The 23,416-nt window shown below is 71.8% G+C and carries 23 protein-coding genes and 1 pseudogene; 18 read left to right on the top strand and 6 right to left on the bottom strand.

Annotated features, from left to right (window positions below):
• Positions 1-77 precede the first annotated feature (77 nt).
• Both LJ221_RS14015 and LJ221_RS14010 read right to left on the bottom strand, forming a co-directional pair.
• On the bottom strand, positions 78-956 hold the full coding sequence (locus LJ221_RS14015) for a carbohydrate ABC transporter permease (protein WP_241716887.1): 879 nt from the start codon (positions 954-956) through the stop codon (positions 78-80).
• 151 nt (positions 957-1,107) lie between these two features.
• Positions 1,108-2,382 (bottom strand): extracellular solute-binding protein, encoded by a 1,275-nt coding sequence (locus LJ221_RS14010; protein WP_241716885.1) that lies wholly within the window; start codon positions 2,380-2,382, stop codon positions 1,108-1,110.
• A gap of 310 nt (positions 2,383-2,692) precedes the next feature.
• Between LJ221_RS14010 and LJ221_RS14005 the strand changes: the two genes are divergently transcribed.
• The 3 genes from LJ221_RS14005 (at position 2,693) to LJ221_RS13995 (ending at position 5,141) form a co-directional block, all read left to right on the top strand.
• Positions 2,693-3,034 carry a hypothetical protein gene (locus LJ221_RS14005; RefSeq protein WP_241716883.1) on the top strand — a complete coding sequence of 114 codons (342 nt, stop codon included), beginning with the start codon at positions 2,693-2,695 and terminating at the stop codon, positions 3,032-3,034.
• A gap of 130 nt (positions 3,035-3,164) precedes the next feature.
• Entirely contained in the window at positions 3,165-4,235 is a 1,071-nt protein-coding gene (locus LJ221_RS14000) for a LacI family DNA-binding transcriptional regulator (protein WP_241716881.1), read from the top strand.
• A gap of 36 nt (positions 4,236-4,271) precedes the next feature.
• The gene (locus LJ221_RS13995) at positions 4,272-5,141 is read left to right on the top strand and encodes a phosphatase PAP2 family protein (protein WP_241716879.1); all 870 of its coding nucleotides are present in this window, start codon (positions 4,272-4,274) and stop codon (positions 5,139-5,141) included.
• A gap of 1 nt (position 5,142) precedes the next feature.
• On the opposite strand, the gene LJ221_RS13990 is transcribed toward LJ221_RS13995, so the two are convergent.
• Together LJ221_RS13990 and LJ221_RS13985 are read right to left on the bottom strand one after the other, a co-directional pair.
• Positions 5,143-8,205, bottom strand: coding sequence for a bifunctional [glutamine synthetase] adenylyltransferase/[glutamine synthetase]-adenylyl-L-tyrosine phosphorylase (locus tag LJ221_RS13990; protein ID WP_241716877.1), 3,063 nt, complete (start codon positions 8,203-8,205; stop codon positions 5,143-5,145).
• 65 nt (positions 8,206-8,270) lie between these two features.
• Positions 8,271-8,357, bottom strand: a pseudogene (locus tag LJ221_RS13985) (glutamine synthetase); the annotation flags it as partial.
• A gap of 308 nt (positions 8,358-8,665) precedes the next feature.
• Here LJ221_RS13985 and LJ221_RS13980 point away from each other — a divergent pair.
• From LJ221_RS13980 to LJ221_RS13915, 14 genes are all read left to right on the top strand, one after another.
• Entirely contained in the window at positions 8,666-9,403 is a 738-nt protein-coding gene (locus LJ221_RS13980) for a GntR family transcriptional regulator (RefSeq protein WP_241716874.1), read from the top strand.
• 701 nt (positions 9,404-10,104) lie between these two features.
• Positions 10,105-10,365 carry a DUF6284 family protein gene (locus tag LJ221_RS13975; RefSeq protein WP_241716872.1) on the top strand — a complete coding sequence of 87 codons (261 nt, stop codon included), beginning with the start codon at positions 10,105-10,107 and terminating at the stop codon, positions 10,363-10,365.
• Positions 10,362-10,631: a hypothetical protein gene (locus tag LJ221_RS13970; protein ID WP_241716871.1), complete on the top strand. Its 270-nt coding sequence runs from the start codon at positions 10,362-10,364 to the stop codon at positions 10,629-10,631. The genes LJ221_RS13975 and LJ221_RS13970 overlap by 4 nt, the downstream gene beginning before the upstream one ends.
• On the top strand, positions 10,628-11,647 hold the full coding sequence (locus LJ221_RS13965) for a hypothetical protein (protein ID WP_241716869.1): 1,020 nt from the start codon (positions 10,628-10,630) through the stop codon (positions 11,645-11,647). Before LJ221_RS13970 ends, LJ221_RS13965 begins: the two co-directional genes overlap by 4 nt.
• Entirely contained in the window at positions 11,644-11,955 is a 312-nt protein-coding gene (locus tag LJ221_RS13960) for a hypothetical protein (RefSeq protein ID WP_241716867.1), read from the top strand. The genes LJ221_RS13965 and LJ221_RS13960 overlap by 4 nt, the downstream gene beginning before the upstream one ends.
• 67 nt (positions 11,956-12,022) lie before the next feature.
• Positions 12,023-12,214 (top strand): hypothetical protein, encoded by a 192-nt coding sequence (locus LJ221_RS13955; protein WP_241716865.1) that lies wholly within the window; start codon positions 12,023-12,025, stop codon positions 12,212-12,214.
• A gap of 34 nt (positions 12,215-12,248) precedes the next feature.
• Complete coding sequence (locus LJ221_RS13950) at positions 12,249-12,413, top strand: hypothetical protein (protein ID WP_241716863.1); 165 nt, start codon at positions 12,249-12,251, stop codon at positions 12,411-12,413.
• The gene (locus LJ221_RS13945) at positions 12,410-12,733 is read left to right on the top strand and encodes a hypothetical protein (protein ID WP_241716861.1); all 324 of its coding nucleotides are present in this window, start codon (positions 12,410-12,412) and stop codon (positions 12,731-12,733) included. Before LJ221_RS13950 ends, LJ221_RS13945 begins: the two co-directional genes overlap by 4 nt.
• 88 nt (positions 12,734-12,821) lie before the next feature.
• A complete protein-coding gene (locus LJ221_RS13940; RefSeq protein ID WP_241716859.1) occupies positions 12,822-14,939 on the top strand; it encodes an FtsK/SpoIIIE domain-containing protein in 2,118 nt (705 codons plus the stop codon).
• 133 nt (positions 14,940-15,072) lie between these two features.
• A complete protein-coding gene (locus tag LJ221_RS13935; protein ID WP_241716857.1) occupies positions 15,073-15,222 on the top strand; it encodes a hypothetical protein in 150 nt (49 codons plus the stop codon).
• A gap of 93 nt (positions 15,223-15,315) precedes the next feature.
• Complete coding sequence (locus LJ221_RS13930) at positions 15,316-16,224, top strand: bifunctional DNA primase/polymerase (RefSeq protein WP_241716855.1); 909 nt, start codon at positions 15,316-15,318, stop codon at positions 16,222-16,224.
• Positions 16,225-16,411: 187 nt separating this feature from the next.
• Positions 16,412-17,656: a DUF3631 domain-containing protein gene (locus LJ221_RS13925; protein WP_241716853.1), complete on the top strand. Its 1,245-nt coding sequence runs from the start codon at positions 16,412-16,414 to the stop codon at positions 17,654-17,656.
• Between the two features lie 159 nt (positions 17,657-17,815).
• A complete protein-coding gene (locus LJ221_RS13920; RefSeq protein ID WP_241716851.1) occupies positions 17,816-18,037 on the top strand; it encodes a helix-turn-helix domain-containing protein in 222 nt (73 codons plus the stop codon).
• An 87-nt stretch (positions 18,038-18,124) separates the two neighbouring features.
• Positions 18,125-19,390 carry a site-specific integrase gene (locus tag LJ221_RS13915; RefSeq protein WP_241716849.1) on the top strand — a complete coding sequence of 422 codons (1,266 nt, stop codon included), beginning with the start codon at positions 18,125-18,127 and terminating at the stop codon, positions 19,388-19,390.
• Between the two features lie 75 nt (positions 19,391-19,465).
• On the opposite strand, the gene glnA is transcribed toward LJ221_RS13915, so the two are convergent.
• The gene (gene glnA, locus LJ221_RS13910) at positions 19,466-20,827 is read right to left on the bottom strand and encodes a type I glutamate--ammonia ligase (protein WP_241716847.1); all 1,362 of its coding nucleotides are present in this window, start codon (positions 20,825-20,827) and stop codon (positions 19,466-19,468) included.
• A gap of 154 nt (positions 20,828-20,981) precedes the next feature.
• The gene (locus tag LJ221_RS13905) at positions 20,982-21,278 is read right to left on the bottom strand and encodes a Uma2 family endonuclease (protein WP_241716845.1); all 297 of its coding nucleotides are present in this window, start codon (positions 21,276-21,278) and stop codon (positions 20,982-20,984) included.
• Between the two features lie 160 nt (positions 21,279-21,438).
• On the opposite strand from LJ221_RS13905, the gene LJ221_RS13900 reads away from it, so the two are divergent.
• Positions 21,439-23,193, top strand: coding sequence for an NAD+ synthase (locus tag LJ221_RS13900; protein ID WP_241716843.1), 1,755 nt, complete (start codon positions 21,439-21,441; stop codon positions 23,191-23,193).
• The last annotated feature ends 223 nt before the right edge of the window (positions 23,194-23,416 follow it).

Genomic DNA, 23,416 nt, shown 5'->3' with positions numbered 1-23,416 from the left:
GTCCTGCACGCCGGGCGCGGTGGTGGCGGGGTCGGGTGTCGTGGTCGCGGTGGTGGTCTTCGTGGTGTTCATCGTCGTCACCACACCTCTCCCTGCTTGCGGAGCGAACGGCGGTAGAACACCGCGAAGAGCATCAGGAGCAGCAGGATCAGCACGCCCCAGGCCGCGGAGGTGGCGAAGTCGCGCGGGCTGTTGAGGAAGGACAGCCGGTAGGCGTAGGTCACCAGGATCTCGGTGGAGTCGCCCGGCCCGCCGCGGGTGAGCAGGTAGATCACCGGGAACATGTTGAACGTCCAGATGGTGCTCAGCAGGACCACGGTGCTGCTGACCGAGCGGATGCCCGGCAGGGTGACGTTGCGGAAGCGCTGCCAGGCGTTCGCGCCGTCCACCTCGGCGGCCTCCAGCAGCTCCGAGGGGATGGCCTGGAGGGCGCCCAGCAGGGCGACGAGCATGAACGGCACGCCCAGCCAGACGTTCACCGCGATGACGGAGATCTTCGCCCAGGTGGGGTCGCCCAGCCAGGGGACGCCCTCGATGCCCCCGCCCTCCAGGATCCTGTTGAGGATGCCGTTCCTCTCGTTGAACAGCATCTGCCAGGCGAAGACGGAGACGAAGGCCGGGATGCCCCAGGGCAGGATGATCGCGATGCGGTACACCGCCCGGCCGCGCAGCTTCCGGTTGAGCATGGTGGCCAGCACAAGGCCCAGCAGGAAGGTCACGGAGACACAGCCGACCGTCCACAGCACCGTCCAGCCCAGTCGGTCCCAGAAGACGTTGTCGGTGAGGATGTCCAGGTAGTTCTCGAGGCCGACGAACTCGTAGGTGGCCTCGATCTCGTTGACGCCGATGGTGCGGGCGACGTTGGCCTCGTCCGCGTCCGTCAGGGACAGCCAGATGCCCCGGACCAGCGGATAACCGATGATCACCCCGATGACGATCACCACGGGGGCCACCATGGCCCATGCGTACCAGTGCGTCGCCAGTGCGCGGCGCAGCGGCCCGGGGGCCTTGCTGGACTTCTCGCCAGTTCCGCGGCCGGCGCCACCGACTGGCCGGTCTCGACAGCCATGGTCGTCGGTCAGCCTCTCCCTGAGCTTTCTCCTGCCCTTACTTCCAGTCCCCGTCCTCAAGGAGCTTGGCGTACTCCTCGCCGGCCTTCTCGGCGGCGGCCTCCGGCTCGGTCTTGCCGGTCAGCACCTCGGCCATCTGGACGCGCAGCGGCTCGAAGAGGGAGTTGCCCTCGGCGATCCAGGGGCGCTCGACGGCCTTGTCCACGGCGGGCCTGAAGAACTGGACCATCTGGTTGTCCTCGACGGTCTTCTCCCCGTACACCGAGGTGCGCGTCGGCAGGAGGCTCAGCTCCTCGGTGGTGCGCTTCTGGACCTCGGCGGAGCTCATGTACCTGACGAACTCGTAGGAGGCGTCGAGGTTGTCGGAGCCGGCGTAGACGGAGTAGTTGTGACCGCCCTGCGGGGCGCCCTGACCGGCGCTGCCGGCCGGGACCGCGGCGACCCCGAGGTTGTCCTCCTTGCCCTCGAACTGCTTGCCCGCGAGGGTGTCCTCGATGGCCCAGGGGCCATTGATCATCATCGCGACCTTGCCGTCCTTGAAGGACTTCTGCATGTTCTCCCAGCCGTTGGTGGTGTCCGTGGTCGCGGCCCCGGAGTCCACCAGGTCCTTGATCACCTCGAACGCCTTCACGCCGGGCTCCTCGTCGATGGTGATCTTCTTCGCTCCGGCGTCGAGCATGTCGCCGCCCTCGCCGTAGAGGAAGGGCAGGAACCAGTACGGGTCGTCGCCGCGCAGGTAGAACGGGGTGACGTCGTTCTTCTCGAACGCCTTCGTGGAGTCCTTGATGTCCTCGACCGACTGCGGGACCTCGACGCCGGCCTTCTCCAGCAGGCCCTTGTTGTAGAAGAGGGCCAGGGTGTCGATGACCTGCGGGACGGCGTAGGTCTTGCCGTCGTACTGGGTGCTGCCCCAGGCCTGGGGCAGGTAGTCGTCCTTGTCATCGACCGCGGCGGTGTCGTCCAGCGGGGCGAGGTAGCCCAGGCTGGCGAAGTCGGCCACCCAGGCGACCTCGGTGCGCATCACGTCGGGGGCTCCGGAGCCGCCGCCCGCGGCGTTCTTGAACTTGTTGCCGGCCTCGCCGAAGGGGACGTTGACGTACTTGACCTCGACGCCGGGGTGCTTGTCCTCGAACTCCTCGGCGACCTTCTTGTAGAAGCCCTTCTCGGCGTCGCCCGACGTGTCCCAGAACTCGACGGTGCCCGACAGCTCGCCGCTGGCGTTCTTCTCGCCGTCACCGCTCTCGCCGCCGCAGGCAGTGGCCGCGAGCGTGATGGCCGCGACCAGTGCGGTGGCCCCTATGCCACGCCGCATGTGAACTCCTCCATGATCCGGTGCCCGTCTCGCGGGGGCACTGGTGTACTCCGCGCGGGCCGCGCTGTCACGGCGCCGGGCTGACCAGGAACGTAACAGTGGTGCAATCTTTTAGAAAGACCTTGCGGCAACTTTCCGCAAACGAGTCTGCAACGGCTTCCGCCGGAGATTGCGCTCCCGCTACCTTCCTCCCCGCTCCACCGCGGATCCTCCGCTTGAGGACAGACGGGAAGAACACGATGGAAGGTCACATACACCCCGGGGCGTCCGATTCGCCCCCCGGACCGGCACCCCCGCCCTGGAAGCCGACTTGTCCGGCTTCCCGCCGACCACCACCGCGAGCGTGACGCTGGAGGACGGCGGCGTCCACGGCGTCCCCCAGGTGACCGACACCCTCGCCCTGCTCTACAACCGCCGGATCTTCGAGGTGGCCGGGATCGACCGCCCCCGGCCACCTGGAAGGACCGCGAGGACGTCGCGCCGGAGATCGAGGAGAGGACGGACACCGAGGGCATCGCCCCTCAACCCCGATCCCTTCTTCTCCCTGCCGTTCCTGTACGGCGAGGGGAGCGACCTGGTCGATGTCGCCTCCCGCACGATCACTGTCGCCTCCCCCGGGTCGGTCCGGGGCGTGGCCACCGCCGCCGACTGAGGAACGCCCCCTGCTCCGGACACGGTTCGGCCCCGGCTCCGCGCCCGGAACCGGGGCCGAACCATGCCAATACGGGTGAACTCCCGGGTACGGTGGGCAGTCGGACACATGACCGGTACAGTCCGGTGCTGTGACCGCACGACTAGCTGACATCGCAGCCCAGGCGGGGGTCAGCGAAGCGACGGTCAGCCGCGTCCTCAACGGCAAGCCCGGCGTTTCCCCGGCCACCCGCGAGTCCGTCCTCGCCGCACTGGACCTGCTGGGGTACGAACGGCCCATGCGCCTGCGCCGGCTCAGCGCGGGGCTGGTCGGGCTGATCACCCCCGAGCTGGAGAACCCGATCTTCCCGGCGTTCGCCCAGGTCATCGGACAGGCGCTGACCCGTCAGGGCTACACCCCCGTCCTGGCCACCCAGACCCCCGGCGGCTCGACGGAGGACGAGCTGACCGAGATGCTCGTGGACCGCGGCGTGGCCGGCGTCATCTTCGTCTCCGGGCTGCACGCCGACACCACCGCCGACACGCAGCGCTACGAGCGACTGCGCGGCAAGGGCGTGCCGTTCGTGATGGTCAACGGCTTCTCCCCCAAGGTCCGCGCGCCCTTCGTCTCACCGGACGACCGGGCCGCGATGCGACTGGCCGTCACCCACCTCGTCTCGCTCGGCCACGAGCACGTGGGGCTGGCCCTGGGACCGGCCCGGTTCGTGCCCGTCCAGCGCAAGACGGAGGGCTTCACCACCAGCCTCCAGGAGCAGCTCGGACTCTCGCGCGACGAGGCGGAGTCGACGGTCGAGCACTCGCTCTACACCCTGGAGGGCGGCCAGGCGGCGGCCGGCTCTCTGATCGACCGCGGCTGCACCGCCGTGGTCTGCGCCAGCGACATGATGGCGCTCGGCGCCATCCGGGCCGCCCGGCAGCGCGGCCTGGCCGTTCCCGGCGACGTCTCGGTCATCGGCTTCGACGACTCCCCGCTGATCGCCTTCACCGACCCGCCCCTGACCACCATCCGCCAGCCGGTGACCGCGATGGGACAGGCGGCGGTACGGGCGCTGCTGGAGGAGATCGGCGGCACCCCCGCCCCGCACAGCGAGTTCGTCTTCCTGCCCGAGCTGGTGGTACGCGGCTCCACCGCCTCCGCGCCTCAGGGTCGGGGGTCCGTCTCAAGGAGGACGGAAAGCGACCGGAACCGGACCGGGGGATGATCGGTCGGAGTCCGGATTCTGGCAGACTGGCGCACCATGGGGGCTCCGACCGCGAGGACGACAGAAGAAGCCGGAGTGACCACTGTCACTCCGGCAGGTGAACGCACGGTTGCTCCGGCACCGCACCGCACCGTTACCCAGCGCATCCGCGCGCCCCGCAGGCCCCGGATCTGGTTCGAGATCACGCTGATCGCGGTCAGCTACTGGACGTACTCCATGATCCGCAACGCCGTGCCGGAGCAGGAGGCGCAGGCGCTGCGGAACGCCGACTGGCTGTGGGCGTTCGAGCGGTCCCTGGGCATCGCCGTCGAGCAGTCCCTCAACCACGCGGTCAACGGCGTCACCTGGCTGATCGTGACGATGAACTACTACTACGCCACGCTGCACTTCATCGTCACCATCGGCGTCCTGGTCTGGCTCTACCGCAGACAGCCGGGCCGCTACGCCGCCACCCGCACGGTCCTGTTCGCCACCACGGCCGTCGCCCTGCTCGGCTACTACTTCTACCCCCTGGCCCCGCCGCGGCTGATGGAGAGCGCGCACTTCATCGACACCGTCAAGGTCCACGACACCTGGGGCTCGATGGCCTCGGGCAACATGGCCAGTGTCTCCAACCAGTACGCGGCCATGCCCTCGATGCACATCGGCTGGTCGGTGTGGTGCGGCATCACCCTCGCCCTGCTGGCGGCGCCGCTGTGGGCGAAGATCCTCGGCTGGCTCTACCCGGCCCTCACCCTGGTGGTCATCGTCTGCACCGCCAACCACTTCTGGCTGGACGCGGTGGGCGGGCTGCTCTGCCTGGGCATAGGCTACGCGGTCTCCTGCGCCTGGTACGGCGCCCCGGCCCACCGTCTGCCCCGCCTGGTCCCTCCGCCGCCGACGCCGGCCCCCCGCTCGGCCCCGTAGCTCACTCCACCCCGTAGAACAGCCGGTCCACCACCGCGCGGGCGCGGCGCGTGGTGCGCCGGTAGTCCTCCAGCATCTCGCCCACGTGCCCCGGTTCATAGCCCAGGTAGCGGCCGACGGCGGCCAGTTCGCGCGGCTCGGAGGGGAAGGTGTCGCCGGGCCGGCCACGCACCAGCATCACCGCGTTGCGCACCCGGGTGGCCAGCAGCCACGCCTCGTCCAGGGTCGCCGCGTCCTCCTCCCCGATCAGCCCGGCGTCCCGCGCGGCGGCCAGCGCGGGACGGGTGCGGGTGGTGCGCAGCCCCGGCACCTTCGCCGCGTGGCGCAGCTGCGTCAGCTGGACCGTCCACTCCACGTCCGACAGTCCTCCCCTGCCCAGCTTGGTGTGGGTGGTGGGGTCGGCGCCGCGCGGCAGTCGCTCGCTCTCCATCCGTGCCTTGAGACGGCGGATCTCCCGCACCGCGTCCTCCTCCAGGCCGTCCTCCGGATAGCGCAGGGGGTCGACCAGCCCGGCGAAGCGGCGGCCCAGGTCCGCGTCCCCCGCCACCGGCTCGGCCCGCAGCAGCGCGTGCCGCTCCCACACCCGCGACCAGCGGCGGTAGTAGGTCCCGTAGGAGGCCAGGGTGCGCACCAGCGGGCCGCTCCTGCCCTCCGGCCGCAGGTCGGCGTCGATGAGCAGCGGCGGGTCGGAGCTGGGCAGCTGCAGGAGGCGTCGCATCTCACCCGCGACGGCGAGGGCCGCCTCGCCGGCCTCCCGCTCGTCCACGCCCTCGCGCGGTTCGTGGACGAACAGCACGTCCGCGTCGGAGCCGTAGTTCAGCTCGCGGCCCCCGAAGCGGCCCATGCCGATGATCGTGAAGCGGGTGGGCAGGGTGTCGCCCCAGCGGGCGTCCACCGCCGCCCGCAGAGCTCCGGCGACGGTGGCGGCGTTCAGATCGGACAGCGCCTCTCCCACCAGGTCCACGACGGCGGCGACGCCGTCGGCGCCCTGCGCGCCGCCTTCCGCTCCGTCTTGCGTACCGCTCTCCGAGCCCTCCTCCGCGCCCGCGGCCCCCGCCTTGTACGCGCCGATGACATCGGCGGCGGCAGTGCGGAACAGCTCTCGGCGCCGCACTCCGCGCACGGCGGCGACGGCCTGCTCGGGCCCGTCGGCCCTGCCGACGGCCGCCAGCGCCTCCTGGGTCAGCGTCTCCCTGCAGCGCGGCCGCAGCCCGCCGGGATCGCCGAGCAGGGCCACGGCCTCGGGGGCACGCAGCAGCAGGTCGGGGGCGAGCCTTCCGGCCGACAGCACCCGGGCCAGGTTCTCCGCGGCGGCCCCCTCGTCCCGCAGCAGCCGCAGGTACCAGGGCGTCTGGCCGAGCGCGTCGGAGACCTTGCGGAAGCCCAGCAGTCCGGCGTCGGGGTCGGCGGAGTCGGCGAACCAGCCCAGCAGCACCGGCAGCAGGGTGCGCTGGATGGCGGCCTTGCGGCTGACCCCGGAGGTCAGCGCCTCCAGATGGCGCAGGGCGGCCGCCGGGTCCGCGTAGCCGAGCGCCTCCAGGCGCTGCCGGGCGGCTCCGGCCGACAGCCTGACCTCGCCGGGCGCGAGCTGGGCGACGGCGTCCAGCAGCGGCCGGTAGAAGATCTTCTCGTGCAGTCGCCGCACCACCGCGGCATGCCGCTTCCAGGCACGGGTCAGCTCGGCCACCGGCTCCTGGCGGAAGCCCAGGCAGCGGCCCAGCCGGCGCAGTTCGCTCTCGTCCCGGGGCATCAGATGGGTGCGGCGCAGCTTCTGGAGCTGGATGCGGTGCTCCAGGACACGCAGGAAGCGGTACGCGTCGCCGAGCGCGGCGGCGTCCTGACGGCCCACGTACCCGCCCGCCGCGAGGTCGTCGAGCGCGGCCAGCGTGGTGGGACTGCGCAGGGCGGCGTCGCTGCGCCCGTGGACGAGCTGGAGGAGCTGGACGGCGAACTCCACGTCGCGCAGGCCCCCGGGCCCGAGTTTGAGTTCGCGGTCCAGCTGTGCGGCCGGGATTCCGGCGACCACACGGCGGCGCATCTGCTGCACGTCGGTGACGAAGTTCTCCCGCTCGGCGGCCTGCCACACCATCGGGGCCACGGCGTCGACGTACTCCCGGCCCAGCGCCGGGTCGCCGGCCACCGGGCGGGCCTTGAGCAGGGCCTGGAACTCCCAGGTCTTGGCCCAGCGCCGGTAGTACGCCAGATGGCTGGACAGGGTGCGCACCAGCGGGCCGTTGCGCCCCTCGGGCCGCAGGTTGGCGTCCACCTGCCAGATGGTGCCCTCGGCGGTGGTGTCGGAGCAGATCCGCATCATCCGCGCGGCGAGCCGGGTCGCCGCGCGCAGCGCCCCGCTCTCCCCGTCGCCGTCCCCTCCCGCTCCCCCGGCGGGCTCGGCGACGAAGACGACGTCCACGTCCGAGACGTAGTTCAGCTCGCGGCCGCCGCACTTGCCCATCCCGATCACCGCCAGCCGGCACGCCCGCGCGTCCCCCGGCTCCTCGCGCCCGGCCATCGCCAGGGCGGCGCGCAGGGTGGCGGTGGCCAGATCGGCGAGCTCGGCGGCGGTCTCGTCGAGGGTGGTGCTGCCGCACACGTCGCGGGCGGCGATGGTGAGCAGAGCCCGGCGGTAGGCGGCGCGCAGCTCGTCGGGGCCGTCCGCGCCGGCGAGCGCGGCCTCGAACTCCCCGACGCCCGGGTGGAGGTCGGCCTTCTCGTAGGAGTGGAGGGCCCGCCAGTCGCCGGGGTGGCCGGCGAGATGGTCGCCGAGCGCCTCGGAGGCGCCCAGCACGCCCAGCAGCCGGTCGCGCAGCGGCTTGGCGGCCAGCACGGTGCCCAGCAGCGTCTGCCGCCCGGCCTCGTCCGGCTGGACCTCCACCAACCGGACGAAGGACAGCAGCGCCTGGTCGGGATCGGCGGTGGCGCCGAGCGCGTCCAGCAGCACCGCGTCGTCGCGCACCTGGGCCAGGGCGGGCGAGTCCAGCAGGCGGACGGCCGCCCCCGGATCGGTGAACCCGCGCCGTACGAACCGTCCGAACCGGCTGTCCCGCCGACCGCCCTGCACCACCGTGGCCTTGCCTCTCGCCGCTGCCGCCGTACCGTCTGCCCCGCCTGCCCCGCTCCCGCGGGCCGCTACAGCACCGGCAGGGACTTGCGCAGCTCGAAGGCGGTGACCTCGGAGCGGTACTCCTCCCACTCCTGCTTCTTGTTGCGCAGAAACTTGTGAGCCACCCTACGGCTCTGGGCAAGGCCCCACACGAGCTGCTACGACCAGCCATCGTACGGTCGTCGTTGGTCGTTGTCGGCTACCCCGGGCCGTCCCCTGACGGCCCACAGACGGCCCAGGCTCCCAACGGTGGGCCCTTGATCACCGCTTTATAAGCCTGACACCCTCGTCGACACGCCTTCGCTGGGCCCCGCAGGCTTGTGCTCACGCAGCCCGTCGGACGAGACGCCCCACGCGAAACGGTTCTGGAACTTCTGTGCCAAAGTGGAAAGGAAGCACCCTAGGGAAGTGAGGGCCGTTGATGGCAGAGAGCGCCAGGCAGATCGCCGATGAGCTGCGGGAGCGCATCCGGTCGGGCGAGCTGGCTCCCGGTGCCCGGCTTCCTGGTGAGCCGGCCCTAGTACGCGAGTACGGCGTGGCCAAGGAGACCGCCCGCCGAGCACTGACACTGCTGGTCACCGAAGGGCTGGCCGTCCGCAGGCGGGGCAGTGGGACGTACGTGCGGGAGTTCCGGCCGATCCGGCGGGTCGCCAACCGCCGCCTCGCCCAGGAGGGCTGGGGATCCGGGCGGTCCATCTGGGCTGCGGACCTGGGTGAGCGCCCCCTCTCGGTCACCGATCTGAAGGTCTACGAGACGACCGCACCCGACCATGTGGCGCGCGTACTGAACTTGGCCGAAGACGCCCCGGTTGTGATCCGCGACCGGGTGTTCGTGGTGGAGGGCGAGCCGGTCCAGGCCGCCACCTCCTACCTGCCGGCCGAGTTGGTGCGCGACACTGCGATCGCCCAGCCCGACACCGGGCCCGGCGGCACCTACGCACGCCTGGCAGAGCTGGGGTTGAAGCCCGTCCGCTTCACCGAGGAGCTACGGGCTCGCATGCCCAGCCAGGCCGAGGCCGAGCGGCTGCACCTCGCGGAGGGGACGCCGGTAGTGGAGATCTGGCGCACCGCGTTCACCGAGGACGACCGTGCCATCGAGGTGAACAAGATGCTGCTGGACGCAGGGGTCTACGTCATGGAGTACCACCTGAACAGCTAAGACTGTCCGCAGCCACCCCAGGGAGCCCGCTTCAGGCGGGCTCCCTTTTCCACGTCCTGAACCCGGACCGGTTGACCTCCCTAGGGATGTTGCCTATAAATATCCCTAGGGATGTCCACGCATCCCTGACAGCCTCCTTTGGGCTGCTCAGAGCATGCGTGTGCCTTCTCAGGGCCTCCGGACCACCCGGAGGTGAGGGACCCGGACCCCTTGGCAACCGGAGGGCTGAGACCGAAAGGTCGCGTCTCCATATGCCTGAAACGGGAGCACGCTCCCGAAGGAGACCTTCTGCAACGACCGCAACCTCATCCGCAGCGCCTCAGCGCGCTGCGGCCGGTTGCCTCCTCCGCCCGTCCGGTCCCGCGTGCTGCGCGGCGCTGTACGGGCGGGGCGTGGGGAGCCGGAATCCGCCGACTCCGACGAAGACGCGCCGCCCGGAGCTGCAACTCCGGGCGGCGCCCTGACAGGCACCTGAGCTGGAGGTCCCTGTGGTGATGAGTCTGACAGACGCGGAGCGGGACGAGCTGTCCCGCAAGAACGCCGAGGCGAACAAGCGCAGCCAGGACGACGCCCGGGCGCGCGGCGGCCGCTGACCGGCCACCGGCGTTCCCTGCTTCCCGTTGAGCGGCCCGCGGCCCCGGTGCTGGAACACCGGGGCCGCCTTGCTGGGCCGTGCCCCCTTGCGAGAGGAATCCCGACCCGTGACGCACATCGCTGCACTGCAGGCGGTTGTTACCGCCGATCCGGCCGACGGGGAGCCGTCGGCCGCCGAGCTGGACGCGATCGAGCACGAGATGCCGCTCATCACCGCGGAGGTCGAGTTGCTGGACGCGCGTATCACCACCCTGGACCGCACCCCGTCGGAGTTGGACGCCCGTCGTCTGCGCCGGGCCCGCCGGGTGCTGGCCGCCCGCCGGGCCCTGGTCAACCGTGGCTCCGGCCGCCTGGAGGTGGGCGCGTGACCACCCCCGAGATCCCCGCCCCGGTCCGCGAGCTGCTGGCCGCCGTGCTGGAGGCCATCGACCTCCCGTACCCGGCCACCCTCGGCGACTCCGAGCGGTACCGCGAGGTCCTCGAACAGCGCGTTATGCATGCCGCGATCGCGCTGCGGAACGTCCTTGCCGACCGGCCGTTGATGGACATCGCGTGGGACACCGAGTACTTGCGCGAGCGGCTGGCCGAGCACCCGCCGACCGGCTACCGGCACACCGGCGGTGAGAGCCGGTGAACGCTCTGTCCGGCGGTCAGAAGACCGTCCTCAGCATCGCCGGGGCGCTGATGCTGGCCACCGCCGGGATCGGCGCCTGGGGCACCTACACCAACATTCGGGCCGAGTTCGGCAACGGCGCGACCGCCGCCGGCATGGTCGCCGCCGGTGAGGGAGCGACGCTGGTGCTCGCCCTGGTCATGGTCGGCGTCACCCTGCTCGGCCAGGCCTCCCCGGCCCCGGTCCGGATCGGCCTGTGGCTGACTCCGCTGGTCGCCGCTGCCGTCGGCCTGGCGGTCGCCGACGACGGCACCGAGGCCGTCATCTACGGGGTGTCGCCGATGGGCATGTGCGTGGCGGCCGAGGGGCTGGGGTTCCTGGCCCGGCGGATCGTGGTCTACCGCACCGGCACCGATGCCGAGGCACAGCGGCGCAACGCCGAGGCCATCCAGCAGCTCGCCTACCACCGGGCAGTGGCCGACGGGCACCCGGACGCCAAGGTCCGCGGCAAGGCGGAGAAGGCCGCGTGGAAGCTCGCTCGCCGGGTGGGTGTCGGGGACCTGGAGCTGGGTTCCCGGCTGGTGGCCGTCCAGCGGGAGCGGCTGACCGGCGGCGCCGACGCCGCCCTGGCGGGCATGTTCGGCACCACACCGGCCCGGCCCGAGATGACCGGCGAGGTGACCACCGACGCGTCCGAGGTGACCATCGCGCGGGCCGACACCGGGCGGCCCGCGCTGGTCATGCCGCCGGTCGCCGAACTGCCCGCGCCGCCGCTGCTCTGGGAGCAGGTCGACCGGCCCGAGGCAACCGCCAAGGTGACCGCCGCCGTGCCCGCCGAGACCGGCCGGGAGGTGGTCACCGAGCGGGTCGTGCTCACCCCCACCGAGCTGCGCAAGCGGGCCCGTGCCCTGCACCGGGAAGCGGTCAGATCGACGCGCCGCCCGGTGACCATCACACGACTCCGTGAGGAACTGTCGCTGTCCCGCCGGGAGGCGACCGAGCTGCGCCGCGAGGTGCTCGGGGAGGAGCGGTCATGAGACACGAGATCGAGCAGGCCGCCGCCGACGCCGTCCAGGCCGCGCAGCAGTCCGAGCAGTACGCGCTGCTGCTGGCCGCCGCCCAGGCCCAGCAGCAGACGCCGTGCCACCACCCGGTGCCGGCGCCGCAGTCGAGCAACGTCGGCAAGTGGGTGGCCGCCGGAGTCGGCGGCTCAGTCTTCCTCCTGGCCGTCGCCGTCTCCGCCGTCGCGGTCGCCGTCTCGGCCGTGGCGCTGACCGTGTGCCTGCTGGTGCTCCGGTCGGTGTGGCAGCAGATCCGCGAGGACCAGGAGGAGCGCCGTAGCTGACCACTCGCCCCACCGGCCGGGCCCACACCGGACCCGGCCACCCCACCGACCCGAGAGGAACCCACCCATGGGCCTGTTCCGCCGTACCACTTCCGCCCGCTCCGCCTACACCACCGACCTGGAGACCGGCCGACCCACCATCGGCCTGCGGTCCGCCGTGACCGGCGGACACATCGTCTCCCTGCACGCCACCCGCGAGGAGGCCGAGCAGGCCGCCGACCGGCTCGCCCAGCAGTGGGACCAGCTGCCCCGCCGCTGACCGCCCCACCTCTCATCACCTGAGGGAGACCGTCATGGACTCGCTCGACTACCGCGCCAAGGCCGAGGAGCTGCTGAGGAAGGCCCCCAGCGAGCCGAAGGAAGTGCACGACCGGTACGTGGCCCGCGCCGCCGTCTGGGCCCAGCTCGCCCAGACCGCCGCCACCACCGAGACCGCCGAGAAGGAGGACGCCCGGTGAGCACCCCGACCCGCATCTACACCCCGGCCGAGCGCCGGCGCCGCGCCGCCCTGGTCGCGCGCGGCACGCGGCAGGCGTTCGCCGACGCCGTCGACCCGCGTATCCAGCGGCAGTTGGACGCCATCGACGCCGCCGCCGAGGACCGCGCGGCCCGCGAGCTGGGGGCGCTGCTGCGGCAGCTCGAAGACGCGAAGAACGACGTGGCGACCGCCCGCGCGGCCGAGAAGGCCGCGTCCCGTGAGGAGCGGGCCGCCGCCAAGACCGCGCGGAAGGCGGCCGAGGACCGGCTGCGCCGCTGCGAGCGGGCGGCGCGCCGGTAGAGACCCCCGGGGCGGCCGTCCGTGCCTACCAAGCTGTCCGGCCGCCCCGGGTCCCCGTCCCCCGATCGGAAGACAGGAGATATCCAGCATGACCTACGCCACGGTCATCCCCATCACCAGCAAGACCCCGACCCCACCGCCCCCACCGGAGCCCGGGCCGGTCGACGACGGCCAGGAAGCCGACGAGCAGCGGCCGGTGCCGGTCGACGACCCCGGCCTGCCCGCTCCGGAGGTGAGCAGCGAGCGGCGCCGCCCCATCGTGCCCGCCTGGCTGCGCAGCAGGCCCGAGTTCCTGACCGCCGCCCGTCACGCCGGTGGCCGGGCCGGATACGCCGCGGCCTACCACGGCATCCGGCTGCCCTCGTACGGCGCGCAGCTCGCCGCGATGGCCCCGCGCGGTGCGGTGCGGTTCATCGCCGCCACGGGCCGGTGGGTGTGGGACAAGGAGGCCGCGCCGCTGCGCGCGGCCGCGGTGCGCGGCGAGGACTTCGACGAGTACGCCCGCCTGGCCAAGCTGCGTGCCGACCGGGTGCGGCTGCGCGGCCTGATCCTCGCCACCGCCACGGTGTTCGGCACCGCCTTCGCGTGCGCCCTGTACGTGCTGGCGCCGGGCTGGCTGTACGCGGCCGCCTCGGCCGCCGTCCTCGCCCTCGGGTGGGCCGGACAGCCTAAGGACGCCCCGGTCATCGGCCCGGCCGTGCTCCGCACCGAGGTGCAGAAACTCACCAGCGACATCGTGCTGCGCGGCCTGGACGCCATCGGCAACCCGAAAATCTCGGCCGCGATCAAGCGGGGCGGGGACATGAACGGGCTGCGGTTCACCGCCCCCATCACCCGGGACGGGCCCGGCTACCGCGCCGACCTCGACCTGCCCTACGGCGTCACCCCGGAGGACATCATGGAGGCCCGCAAGCCCCTGGCGTCCGGGCTGCGGCGCAAGGTCGGCTGCGTGTGGCCGGCCCCCGATCCGGAGGAGCACGACGGACGGCTGGTGCTGTGGGTCGGCGACAAGCCCATGAACGAGACCGCCAAACCGGCCTGGCCGCTGGCCAAGACCGGGCAGGTTGATCTGTTCCGGCCGGTGGTGTTCGGCAACGACCAGCGCATGCGCGAGGTGACCGTCACCCTGATGTTCGCGTCGGTGGTGGTCGGCTCCATCCCGCGGATGGGCAAGACGTTCCTGATGCGGCTGCTGCTGCTCATCGCCGCCCTCGACCCCCGCGCCGAGCTCCACGCGTTCGACTTCAAGGGCACCGGCGACTTCGGCGCCCTGGAACCGGTCTGCCACCGCTACCGCGCCGGGGAAGAGGACGAGGACCTCGAATACGTGGTGGCCGCGCTGCGCGAGCTCAAGGACGAGCTGCGCCGCCGCGCCAAGGTCATCAAGTCCCTGCCCCGGGCCCTGTGCCCGGAATCGAAGGTGACCAGCACACTCGCCAGCGACCGGCGCTATCGGCTGCACCCCATCGTCGTCGGCCTGGACGAGTGCCAGATCGCCTTCGAGCACGCCGAGTACGGAGCCGAGATCGAGGCGATCTGCACCGACCTCGTCAAGCGCGGCCCGGCGCTGGGCATCGTGGCGATGTTCGGCACCCAGCGCCCGGACGCCAAGTCCCTGCCCACCGGCATCAGTGCGAACGCCGTGCTGCGGTTCTGCCTGAAGGTGATGGGCCAACCCGCCAACGACATGGTGCTGGGCACCAGCATGTACAAGGCCGGCTACCGGGCCACCATGTTCTCCCGCTCCGACCGCGGCATCTGCTGGATGGCCGGTGAAGGCGATGAGCCGCGCATCGTCTCCTCCGCGTTCGTCGACGCCCCCGCCGCCGAGCGGATCGTCACCCGGGCCCGGAAGATGCGCGAGGAGCTGGGCAACATCACCGGCCACGCCATCGGCGAGGAACCCGACCAGGCTAGGCCCGAGTTCGACATCCTCGCCGACGTCCTCGCGGTCATCCCGGCCGGTGAGGACAAGGCGTGGTGCGAGCGGATCGCCACCCGCCTGGCCGAGCTGCGGCCCGACGTCTACGACGGCTGGACCGGCCCCCAGGTCACCGCCGCGCTCAAGCCCCACGGCATCACCACCGCCCAAGTGTGGGGCACCGACGACAACGGCGAGGGCAAGAACCGGCGCGGCATCGAGCGGGCCGCCGTGGCCGCCGCCGTCGCCGCCCGTGACGGCAAGAAGGCCGCGCACCGCCGCTAGACCTAGCACCCCGCGCCGCTAGGTCTAGCACCCCCGCTAGCGCCCCAAACCGCCGCTGACCTGCGCACTAGCCCCTAGCAGCCCGCCGGACCGCACCCCCAGAACCCCGCCCACACAAGGAGTTGAGACCCCGATGCTCGCCGCTAGCTCCGCCATCCTGCTCTGGCTCATCGCCTACGCCACGTTGTGCGCCACCCAGCCGTTCACCCCGGCCGGAAAGGCCCGGCTGGGCCGCCGCGCCTGGACCGCGCTGCGCCGCACCGCCCGCAACGGCCGCCGCTGAGCCGCCAAGACTCCGGGGCGGTCGCCTCTCGCCAAAGACCGCGACCGCCCCGGTTCTCCCAGCTCCAACCAAGAGACTCAGGAGGTCTCCAGCATGACCCAACCCGTCCCCGAACGGCGAGCGGACGCCCTGCTACCCGCCGCCCTGGCCGCCGCCGAGCGCGGCTGGCACGTCTTCCCCCTCCGTCCCGGTGGCAAGCGGCCGGCCCTGCACGGCCAGGCTCGGTGCCCCCGGACCGGGGAGTGCGCGGCCGGACACCGCAAGTGGGAGCAGCGCGCCACCACCGACCCCGACCGCATCCACGCCGCCTGGTCCGCAGGCCCGTTCAACGTCGGCATCGCCACCGGCCCGTCCGGCCTGGTCGTCGTCGACCTCGACACCCCCAAGGACAGAGCGGACGCGCCTGACGGCGCGGCGACCTTTCAGGCGCTCTGCGAGCGCGCCGGGCAGCCCGTCCCCGCCACCTACCGCACCCGGACCGCGAGCGGTGGTGAGCACCTGTATTTCACCGCCCCGCCCGGCATCCGGCTGCACAACACCGCGGGCACCCTTGCCCCGCTGGTCGACACCCGCGCCTGGGGCGGTTACGTCGTTGCCCCCGGCAGCGTCACCGACACGGGCACCTACGAGGTGGTGGACGCCGCTCCGGTGGCTCCGCTGCCCGGCTGGCTGCTGGACACCCTGCGCCCCGCTCCAAAGCCCGCAGGGCCGGTCTCCGTGGCGGTAACGGCTCTGTCCGGCCGCTACGCCGAGGCAGCGCTGCGGAACGAGACCGCGACCGTCGCGACGGCCCAGGAGGGCGGGCGCGAGGCAGCTCTCTTCCGGGCCGCACGCGCTCTGGGCCGGTTCGTCGCGTGGGGCGACCTCTCCCGGCATGTGGTGGAGAACGCTCTTCAGCAGGCAGGGGAGTCGGCCGGACTGCCGCCGGCCCAGTGCCGCTCCACCCTGCGCAGCGCGCTCAACTGGTCCATCGCTCACAACCAGCAGCGGAGGACGGCATGAACGCCCCCGCCCGCTCCTTGCTGAAGAGCACATCCGCCACCGCCCCCGGCCCGCAGGCCGCCGAACCGGCCGCGCTCACGGCGGCCGGGGGCGCCCCGGGAAACGTCGGCCGCAGGCCGTCCTCTTCTGCTCTTCGCTCTGGCCCGCGGTTCGGCCGCCACCGCACCACCGAAAGGACCACCGCCGCATGACCGGCACCGCCACACCCGCTCCGGCCACCGACGGGGCCGAGCTGCTGGACGCCGTCGAGCACTTCCACCGGCGTTTCAACGCCTTCCCCACCGAAGCGGCCTACGTCGCCGTCACCCTGTGGGACGCGCACGCGCACCTGCTGGACGCATTCGACTCCACTCCGCGCATCGCCTTTCTCTCCCCCGAACCCGGCTCGGGCAAGTCCCGGGCGCTGGAGATCGTGGAAACCCTGGTGCCGCAGCCGATGGTGGCTGTCAACGCCTCGGCCGCCGCCCTCTTCCGCGCCGTTTCCGGCATGGACGGGCGACCCACCATCCTCTTCGACGAGATCGACACCGTCTTCGGCCCCAAGGCCGGGGACAACGAGGAGCTGCGCGGCTTCCTCAACGCCGGACACCGCCGCTCCGGCGTCACCTACCGGTGCGTCGGCGACGGCGCCAACCAGTCCGTGCAGGCCTTCCCGTCCTACTGCGCGGTGGCCGTCGCCGGACTCGGCTCACTACCGGACACGATCCTGACCCGCTCGGTCATCATCCGCATGCGACGCCGCGCCCCCAACGAGAAGGTCGAGCCGTTCCGCCAGCGCATCCACGAGAAGCAAGGCCACGCGCTGCGCGACCGTCTCGCCGCCTGGGCCGAGCAGGTCCGCCCGGCCCTGGAAGGCAAGTGGCCGGACATGCCCGAGGGCATCACCGACCGGCCCGCCGACGTCTGGGAACCCCTGCTCACCGTCGCCGACGCCGCCGGCGGCACCTGGCCGCAGCGGGCCCGCGCCGCCTGCGTGGAACTGGTCAACGCCGCCGCCGAGGACGACAAAGCCTCCCTCGGCATCCGGCTGCTGACCGACCTGCGCGACCACGTCTTCCAGGGGGCCGACCGGATGCCCACCGCCGTCATCCTCGAATGCCTCAACGCCATCGAGGACGCCCCCTGGGGCGACCTGAGCGGCAAGCCCCTCACCTCTCGCGGCCTGTCGCGGATGCTCGGCGAGTACGTCACCGGGGACAACAAGCCCATCAAGCCGCGCTCCATCCGCACCGCGTCCGGAGTCTCCAGGGGCTACTACGCCGAGGACCTGGCCGACGCCTGGACCCGCTACTGCCCCCCGCCCCCTCCAAAGTCCGCTACAGCCGCTACATCCGCTACATCGCAGCTCACAGACGGTGCGGATGTAGCGGATGAGGCGACCGGCATCCGCTACATCACCCCGGCTTCCGCTACCACCGCCCGCTCCGCGTAGCGGCACCTATCCGCTACATCCCGCGCATCCGCTACAGGGAACAGGCCCCTGACCTGGGCTGTAGCGGATGTAGCGGATGTAGCGGATGTAGCGGCTGTAGCGGACCTACGGGGAGAGGGCCGCTCTCCCTTCCCGGCGCCACGAAGGAGAGACCACCGCATGGCATCCGTCACCACCGCGCTGCGGGCCGGACTCCCGGACCGCTACCTGACTCCCGACGACATCGCCAGGTTGTTCGGCGTCCCCCTGGAGACCGTCTACGCCTGGCGCAAGAAGCGCACCGGCCCGCCCGGATTCCGGGTCGGCAAGCACCTGCGCTACGACCCCGCAGCCGTCCGCGACTGGGCCGCCGAGCGCATGGCCACCGACACGGCCGCCTGAGCACCCACAACCGAGCACACCGCCGCGGGGCGGGACCCTCACCGGTCCCGCCCCGCGGCGCTCCCATGAAGGGACCACGCACACCGCATGGCAGGTCACATCCAAGACCGCTGGTACAAGACCGAGTCCGGCCCCGACGGCAAGCCCCGACGCGTCAGAACGAACCGCTACGGCACCGGCATGCGCTACCGCGCCCGCTACGTCGGCCCTGACGGCACCGAGAAGAGCAAGAGCTTCCCCGACCGGCAGAAGCGCCTTGCCGAGCAGTGGCTTGCCCACATCGAAGCCGACATGTCCCGCGGGCAGTACATCGACCCGGCCGCCGGCCGGACCACCTTCCGGCAGTACGCCGAGAAGTGGCTCACGGCGCAGACCACCGACATGACGACGCGCACGGCGGTCGAAGTGCAGCTCCGCCGGCACGCCTTCCCCTACCTCGGATCCCGGCCGCTGGGCTCCTTCCAGCCCTCCCACATCCGCGACTGGCTGAGCACCCTGGAGCGCGCACTCCCGGTCTCCTCGTACCGGCGCGTCATCTTCAACAGCGTCTCAGCCGTCCTGAGCGCGGCCGTGGACGACGGTCACCTCACGAAGAACCCGTGCCGTGCCCGCACGGTACGGGCCCCTCGGCCTTCTCCTCCCCGCGTGCAGCCCTGGACCGCTGAGCAGCTGTTCGCCGTCCGGGCCGCGCTGCCCGAGCGCTACCGCGCGATGGTCGACGTCGGGGCAGGCTGCGGTCTGCGGCAGGGGGAGATCTTCGGACTCCCGGTGGACGAAGTGGGGTTCGACACCGGGTGGCTGCACGTCGCCTGCCAGGTGAAGGTGGTCAACGGCCACCTCGTCTTCGGCCCACCGAAGTGCGGCAAGGAGCGTGACGTACCGCTGCCCGAGCACGTAGGGCACGCCCTGAAGCGGCACCAGGATGTGCACCCGCCGTCTGAAGTCACGCTTCCGTGGCTACGGCCGGACGGCCCGCCGGTGACGAAGCGACTGTTCTTCCCCCTGTCCGGCGGCGGAGCGGTCCGCCGGACCGACTTCAACACCCGGGTGTGGAAGCCCGCCCTTGCCGCGGCCGGGATCCTCCCGGAGCCCGAGGAAGGCGGGCGGTACGAAGCGGCACGCGAGCACGGCATGCACGCGCTACGGCACTTCTACGCCTCGGTGCTGCTGGACGCCGGGGAGAACATCAAGGCGCTGAGCACCTACCTCGGTCACTCCGACGCCGGCTTCACGCTGCGGGTGTACACACACCTGATGCCGAGCAGCGAGGGACGTACGAGGAGGGCCGTGGACAGCGTGTACGAGAGCGCCGTTTCACCGCCGGACGGCCCACAGACGGCCCAGGACGGGTGAAGCGGCTCAGGGCCGGCGGCGGTGCGCCGCCGGCCCTGAGTGTTGCCGTAGCCGGAGATCCCTGCTGACCTGCGCTTACAGCACCGGCAGGGACTTGCGCAGCTCGAAGGCGGTGACCTCGGAGCGGTACTCCTCCCACTCCTGCTTCTTGTTGCGCAGAAAGAAGTCGAAGACGTGCTCGCCCAGGGTCTCGGCGACCAGCTCGCTGCGCTCCATCAGCGAGATCGCCTCGCCCAGATTCTGCGGCAGCGGCTCGATGCCCATCGCGCGGCGCTCGGCGTCCGACAGCGCCCACACATCGTCCTCGGCGCCGGCCGGGAGCTCGTAGCCCTCCTCGATGCCCTTCAGTCCGGCCGCCAGCAGCACCGCGTAGGCCAGGTAGGGGTTGGCGCCGGAGTCCAGGGAACGCACCTCGATGCGGGTGGAGCCCATCTTGCCCGGCTTGTACATCGGCACACGGATCAGCGCGGAGCGGTTGTTGTGCCCCCAGCAGATGTAGGAGGGCGCCTCGCCGCCGGCGCCCGCGGTGCGCTGGGCCCCGCCCCAGATGCGCTTGTAGGAGTTGACCCACTGGTTGGTGACGGCGGAGATCTCCCCGGCGTGCCTGAGCAGCCCGGCGATGAAGGAGCGGCCGACCTTGGAGAGCTGGTACTCGGCGCCGGACTCGTGGAAGGCGTTGCGGTCGCCCTCGAACAGCGACAGGTGGGTGTGCATCCCGGAGCCGGGGAACTCCGAGAACGGCTTGGGCATGAAGGTTGCCTGCACCCCCTGCTCCAGCGCGACCTGCTTCATCACCAGCCGGAACGTCATGATGTTGTCGGCCGTTGACAGGGCGTCGGCGTACCGCAGGTCGATCTCCTGCTGTCCGGGGGCGCCCTCGTGGTGGGAGAACTCCACCGAGATGCCCATCGACTCCAGCATCGTGATCGCCTGGCGGCGGAAGTCCTGGCCGACGTGCTGAGGGGTGTGGTCGAAGTAGCCGGAGGAGTCGGCCGGGGTGGGCCGGGTGCCGTCCACCGGCCTGTCCTTGAGCAGGAAGAACTCGATCTCGGGGTGGGTGTAGAAGGTGAAGCCCAGGTCGGAGGTCTTGTTCAGGGCCCGCTTGAGGACGTAGCGGGGGTCTGCGTAGGAGGGGGAGCCGTCCGGCATCAGGATGTCGCAGAACATCCGCGCGGTGCCGGGGGCCTCGGCGCGCCAGGGCAGGATCTGGAACGTGCCCGGGTCGGGCTTGGCGATCATGTCGGACTCGTAGACGCGGGCGAAGCCCTCGATCGCGGACCCGTCGAACCCCATGCCCTCGTCGAATGCCTGCTCCAGCTCCGCCGGCGCGACAGCGACGGACTTCAGGAAGCCGAGCACGTCGGTGAACCACAGCCGGACGAACCGGATGTCACGCTCCTCGAGCGTCCGGAGCACGAATTCCTGCTGCTTGTCCATGGTCACTCATCCTCGCTGGTCAGACGGCCCTCCCCCGTACCGCCCAGGAAAGGGGCGGCCCGCACACCAGTATCACGGTGAGGGGTTACCGTCACATTACGCCGACCCGGCGCCCGTGAACCTTCCCGGACGGGCGGGGACGGGCTCCGGGCGCTCAACCCGGACCCAGTACCCGGTCCGCCTCCAGCGTCACCGGCGCGCCCACCGACTCCGGCAGCGTGAGGGACTCCCCGGGCGGACGGACCGCGTGCACCCGGTACTCCCCGTACTCCGGCCCGGTCAGCATATGCACCCGCCGGTTGCGGCGGTCGGCGATGGCGTGGACGGGGATCCCGGCGACCGCATGGGCCGTGACCTTCTTCAGGTCGTTTCCGTAGTTGGAGGAGGTGACCTCCAACGCCATCCGGAAGACCGCGTCGTCGCAGGGGTGCTCGACTGCTGCGGCGGACATGGCATTCCTCCTGACGGCCGGTGGTCGAGGCCATCATCGTAAGCCGGGGGCGCCCGCCCTGCCCCGAACCGGGATCTTCACCCGGACGGGTGCGACACGCGGCAGTCCGGCCGGTTCCCGCCTCCCGGGATCGCGTCAGTACGACGATTAGACTGACCGTGTGCCTCAGCTACGACTCGCCCTGAACCAGATCGACTCCACCGTCGGCGACCTCGCCGGGAACGCGGACGCGGTCGTCCGCTGGACGCGACACTCGGCCGGGCAGGGGGCGCACCTCGTGGCGTTCCCCGAGATGATGCTCACCGGCTACCCCGTCGAGGACCTGGCCCTGCGCCCGTCCTTCGTCCGGGCCAGCCGGGCCGCCCTGTCCGCCCTCGCCGCCCGTCTGGCCGACGAGGGACTGGGCGGAGTGCCCGTGGTCGTCGGCTACCTCGACCGGGCGGAGGAGGCCCAGCCCCGCTACGGCCAGCCCGCCGGCGCCCCCCGGAACGCCGCGGCCGTCCTCCACGGGGGCGAGGTCGTGCTGACCTACGCCAAGCACCACCTTCCCAACTACGGGGTCTTCGACGAGTTCCGCTACTTCGTCCCCGGCGAGACCCTGCCCGTGGTCCGGGTCCGCGGCGTCGACGTGGCCCTGGCGATCTGCGAGGACCTGTGGCAGGACGGCGGCCGGGTGCCCGCCGCCCGCGCGGCCGGGGCGGGCCTGCTGCTGTCCGTCAACGCCTCCCCCTACGAGCGGGACAAGGACGACACCCGCCTGGAACTGGTGCGCCGCCGGGCCCGTGAGGCGGACTGCACCACCGCCTACCTGGCCATGGTCGGCGCCCAGGACGACCTGGTCTTCGACGGCGACTCGATCGTCGTCTCCGCCGACGGCGAGGTCCTCGCGCGGGCCCCGCAGTTCGAGGAGGGCTGCGTCGTCCTCGACCTGGACCTGCCCGCCGCCGCCCCCGAGCCCCCCTCCGGCGCCGTCTCCGACGGCCTGCTCATCGAGCACCGCACCCTCTCGGCCTCCCCCCTGCCCGCGTACGAGCCGCAGGTCGCCGGCGCGGAGGCTCCCCGCATGGACGACGACGAGGAGGTCTACACCGCCCTCGTCACGGGGCTGCGCGCCTACGTTCTGAAGAACGGTTTCCGCTCGGTGCTCATCGGGCTGTCCGGCGGCATCGACTCCGCCCTCACCGCCGCCATCGCCTGCGACGCGCTCGGCCCGGAGAACGTGTACGGCGTCTCCATGCCCTCGCGCTACTCCTCGGGGCATTCCAGGGACGACGCGGCGGAGACGGCCCGCCGCACCGGCCTGAACTTCCGTACCGTGCCGATCGCCCCGATGTTCGACGCGTACATGGAATCGCTGCACCTCACCGGTCTGGCGGAGGAGAACCTCCAGGCCCGGCTGCGCGGCACCCTGCTGATGGGCCTGTCCAACCAGGAGGGCCACATCGTGCTCGCGCCGGGCAACAAGTCCGAGCTGGCGGTCGGCTACTCGACCCTCTACGGCGACTCGGTCGGCGCGTACGGCCCGATCAAGGACGTCTACAAGACGACCGTCTTCCGCCTGGCCCGCTGGCGCAACAAGGCCGCGGCCGAGCGCGGCGAGACCCCGCCGATCCCGGAGAACTCCATCTCCAAGCCGCCGAGCGCGGAGCTGCGCCCGGACCAGGTGGACACCGACTCCCTGCCCGACTACGACGTGCTGGACCGGATCCTGGAGCTGTACGTGGACCTGGACCGGGGCCGGGAGGAGATCATCGCCGAGGGCTTCGACGAGGAGACCGTCACCCGCGTCCTGCGCATGACGGACACCGCCGAGTACAAGCGGCGGCAGTACCCGCCGGGCACGAAGATCTCCGCGAAGGGCTTCGGCAAGGACCGTCGTCTTCCGGTCACCAACCGCTGGCGCGAGACCGGCTGACGCCGCGCACCCGCGGCGGCGGGCGCCCCCGCTGCCGGGGCATCCGCCGCTGAGACGGCCCCCGGCCGGCCCCGGTCTCAGCGGACACCGGCCCCGTCCCGGTCGCCCGCCTCGTACACCATGCCGACCAGCAGTTCGTCGGCGTCCCGGCGTCCGAACTCGGCGGCGGCCCGCGACATGTCGTACAGCCGGTGCGGATCCGTGTGCACCGGCAGGACTTTGG

It is taken from the genome of Streptomyces sp. CNQ085 (assembly GCF_022614595.1).
GTDB lineage: Bacteria > Actinomycetota > Actinomycetes > Streptomycetales > Streptomycetaceae > Streptomyces.
The sequence above is the reverse complement of the archived record's forward strand: the minus strand, read 5'-3'. Positions and strand labels throughout refer to the sequence as shown.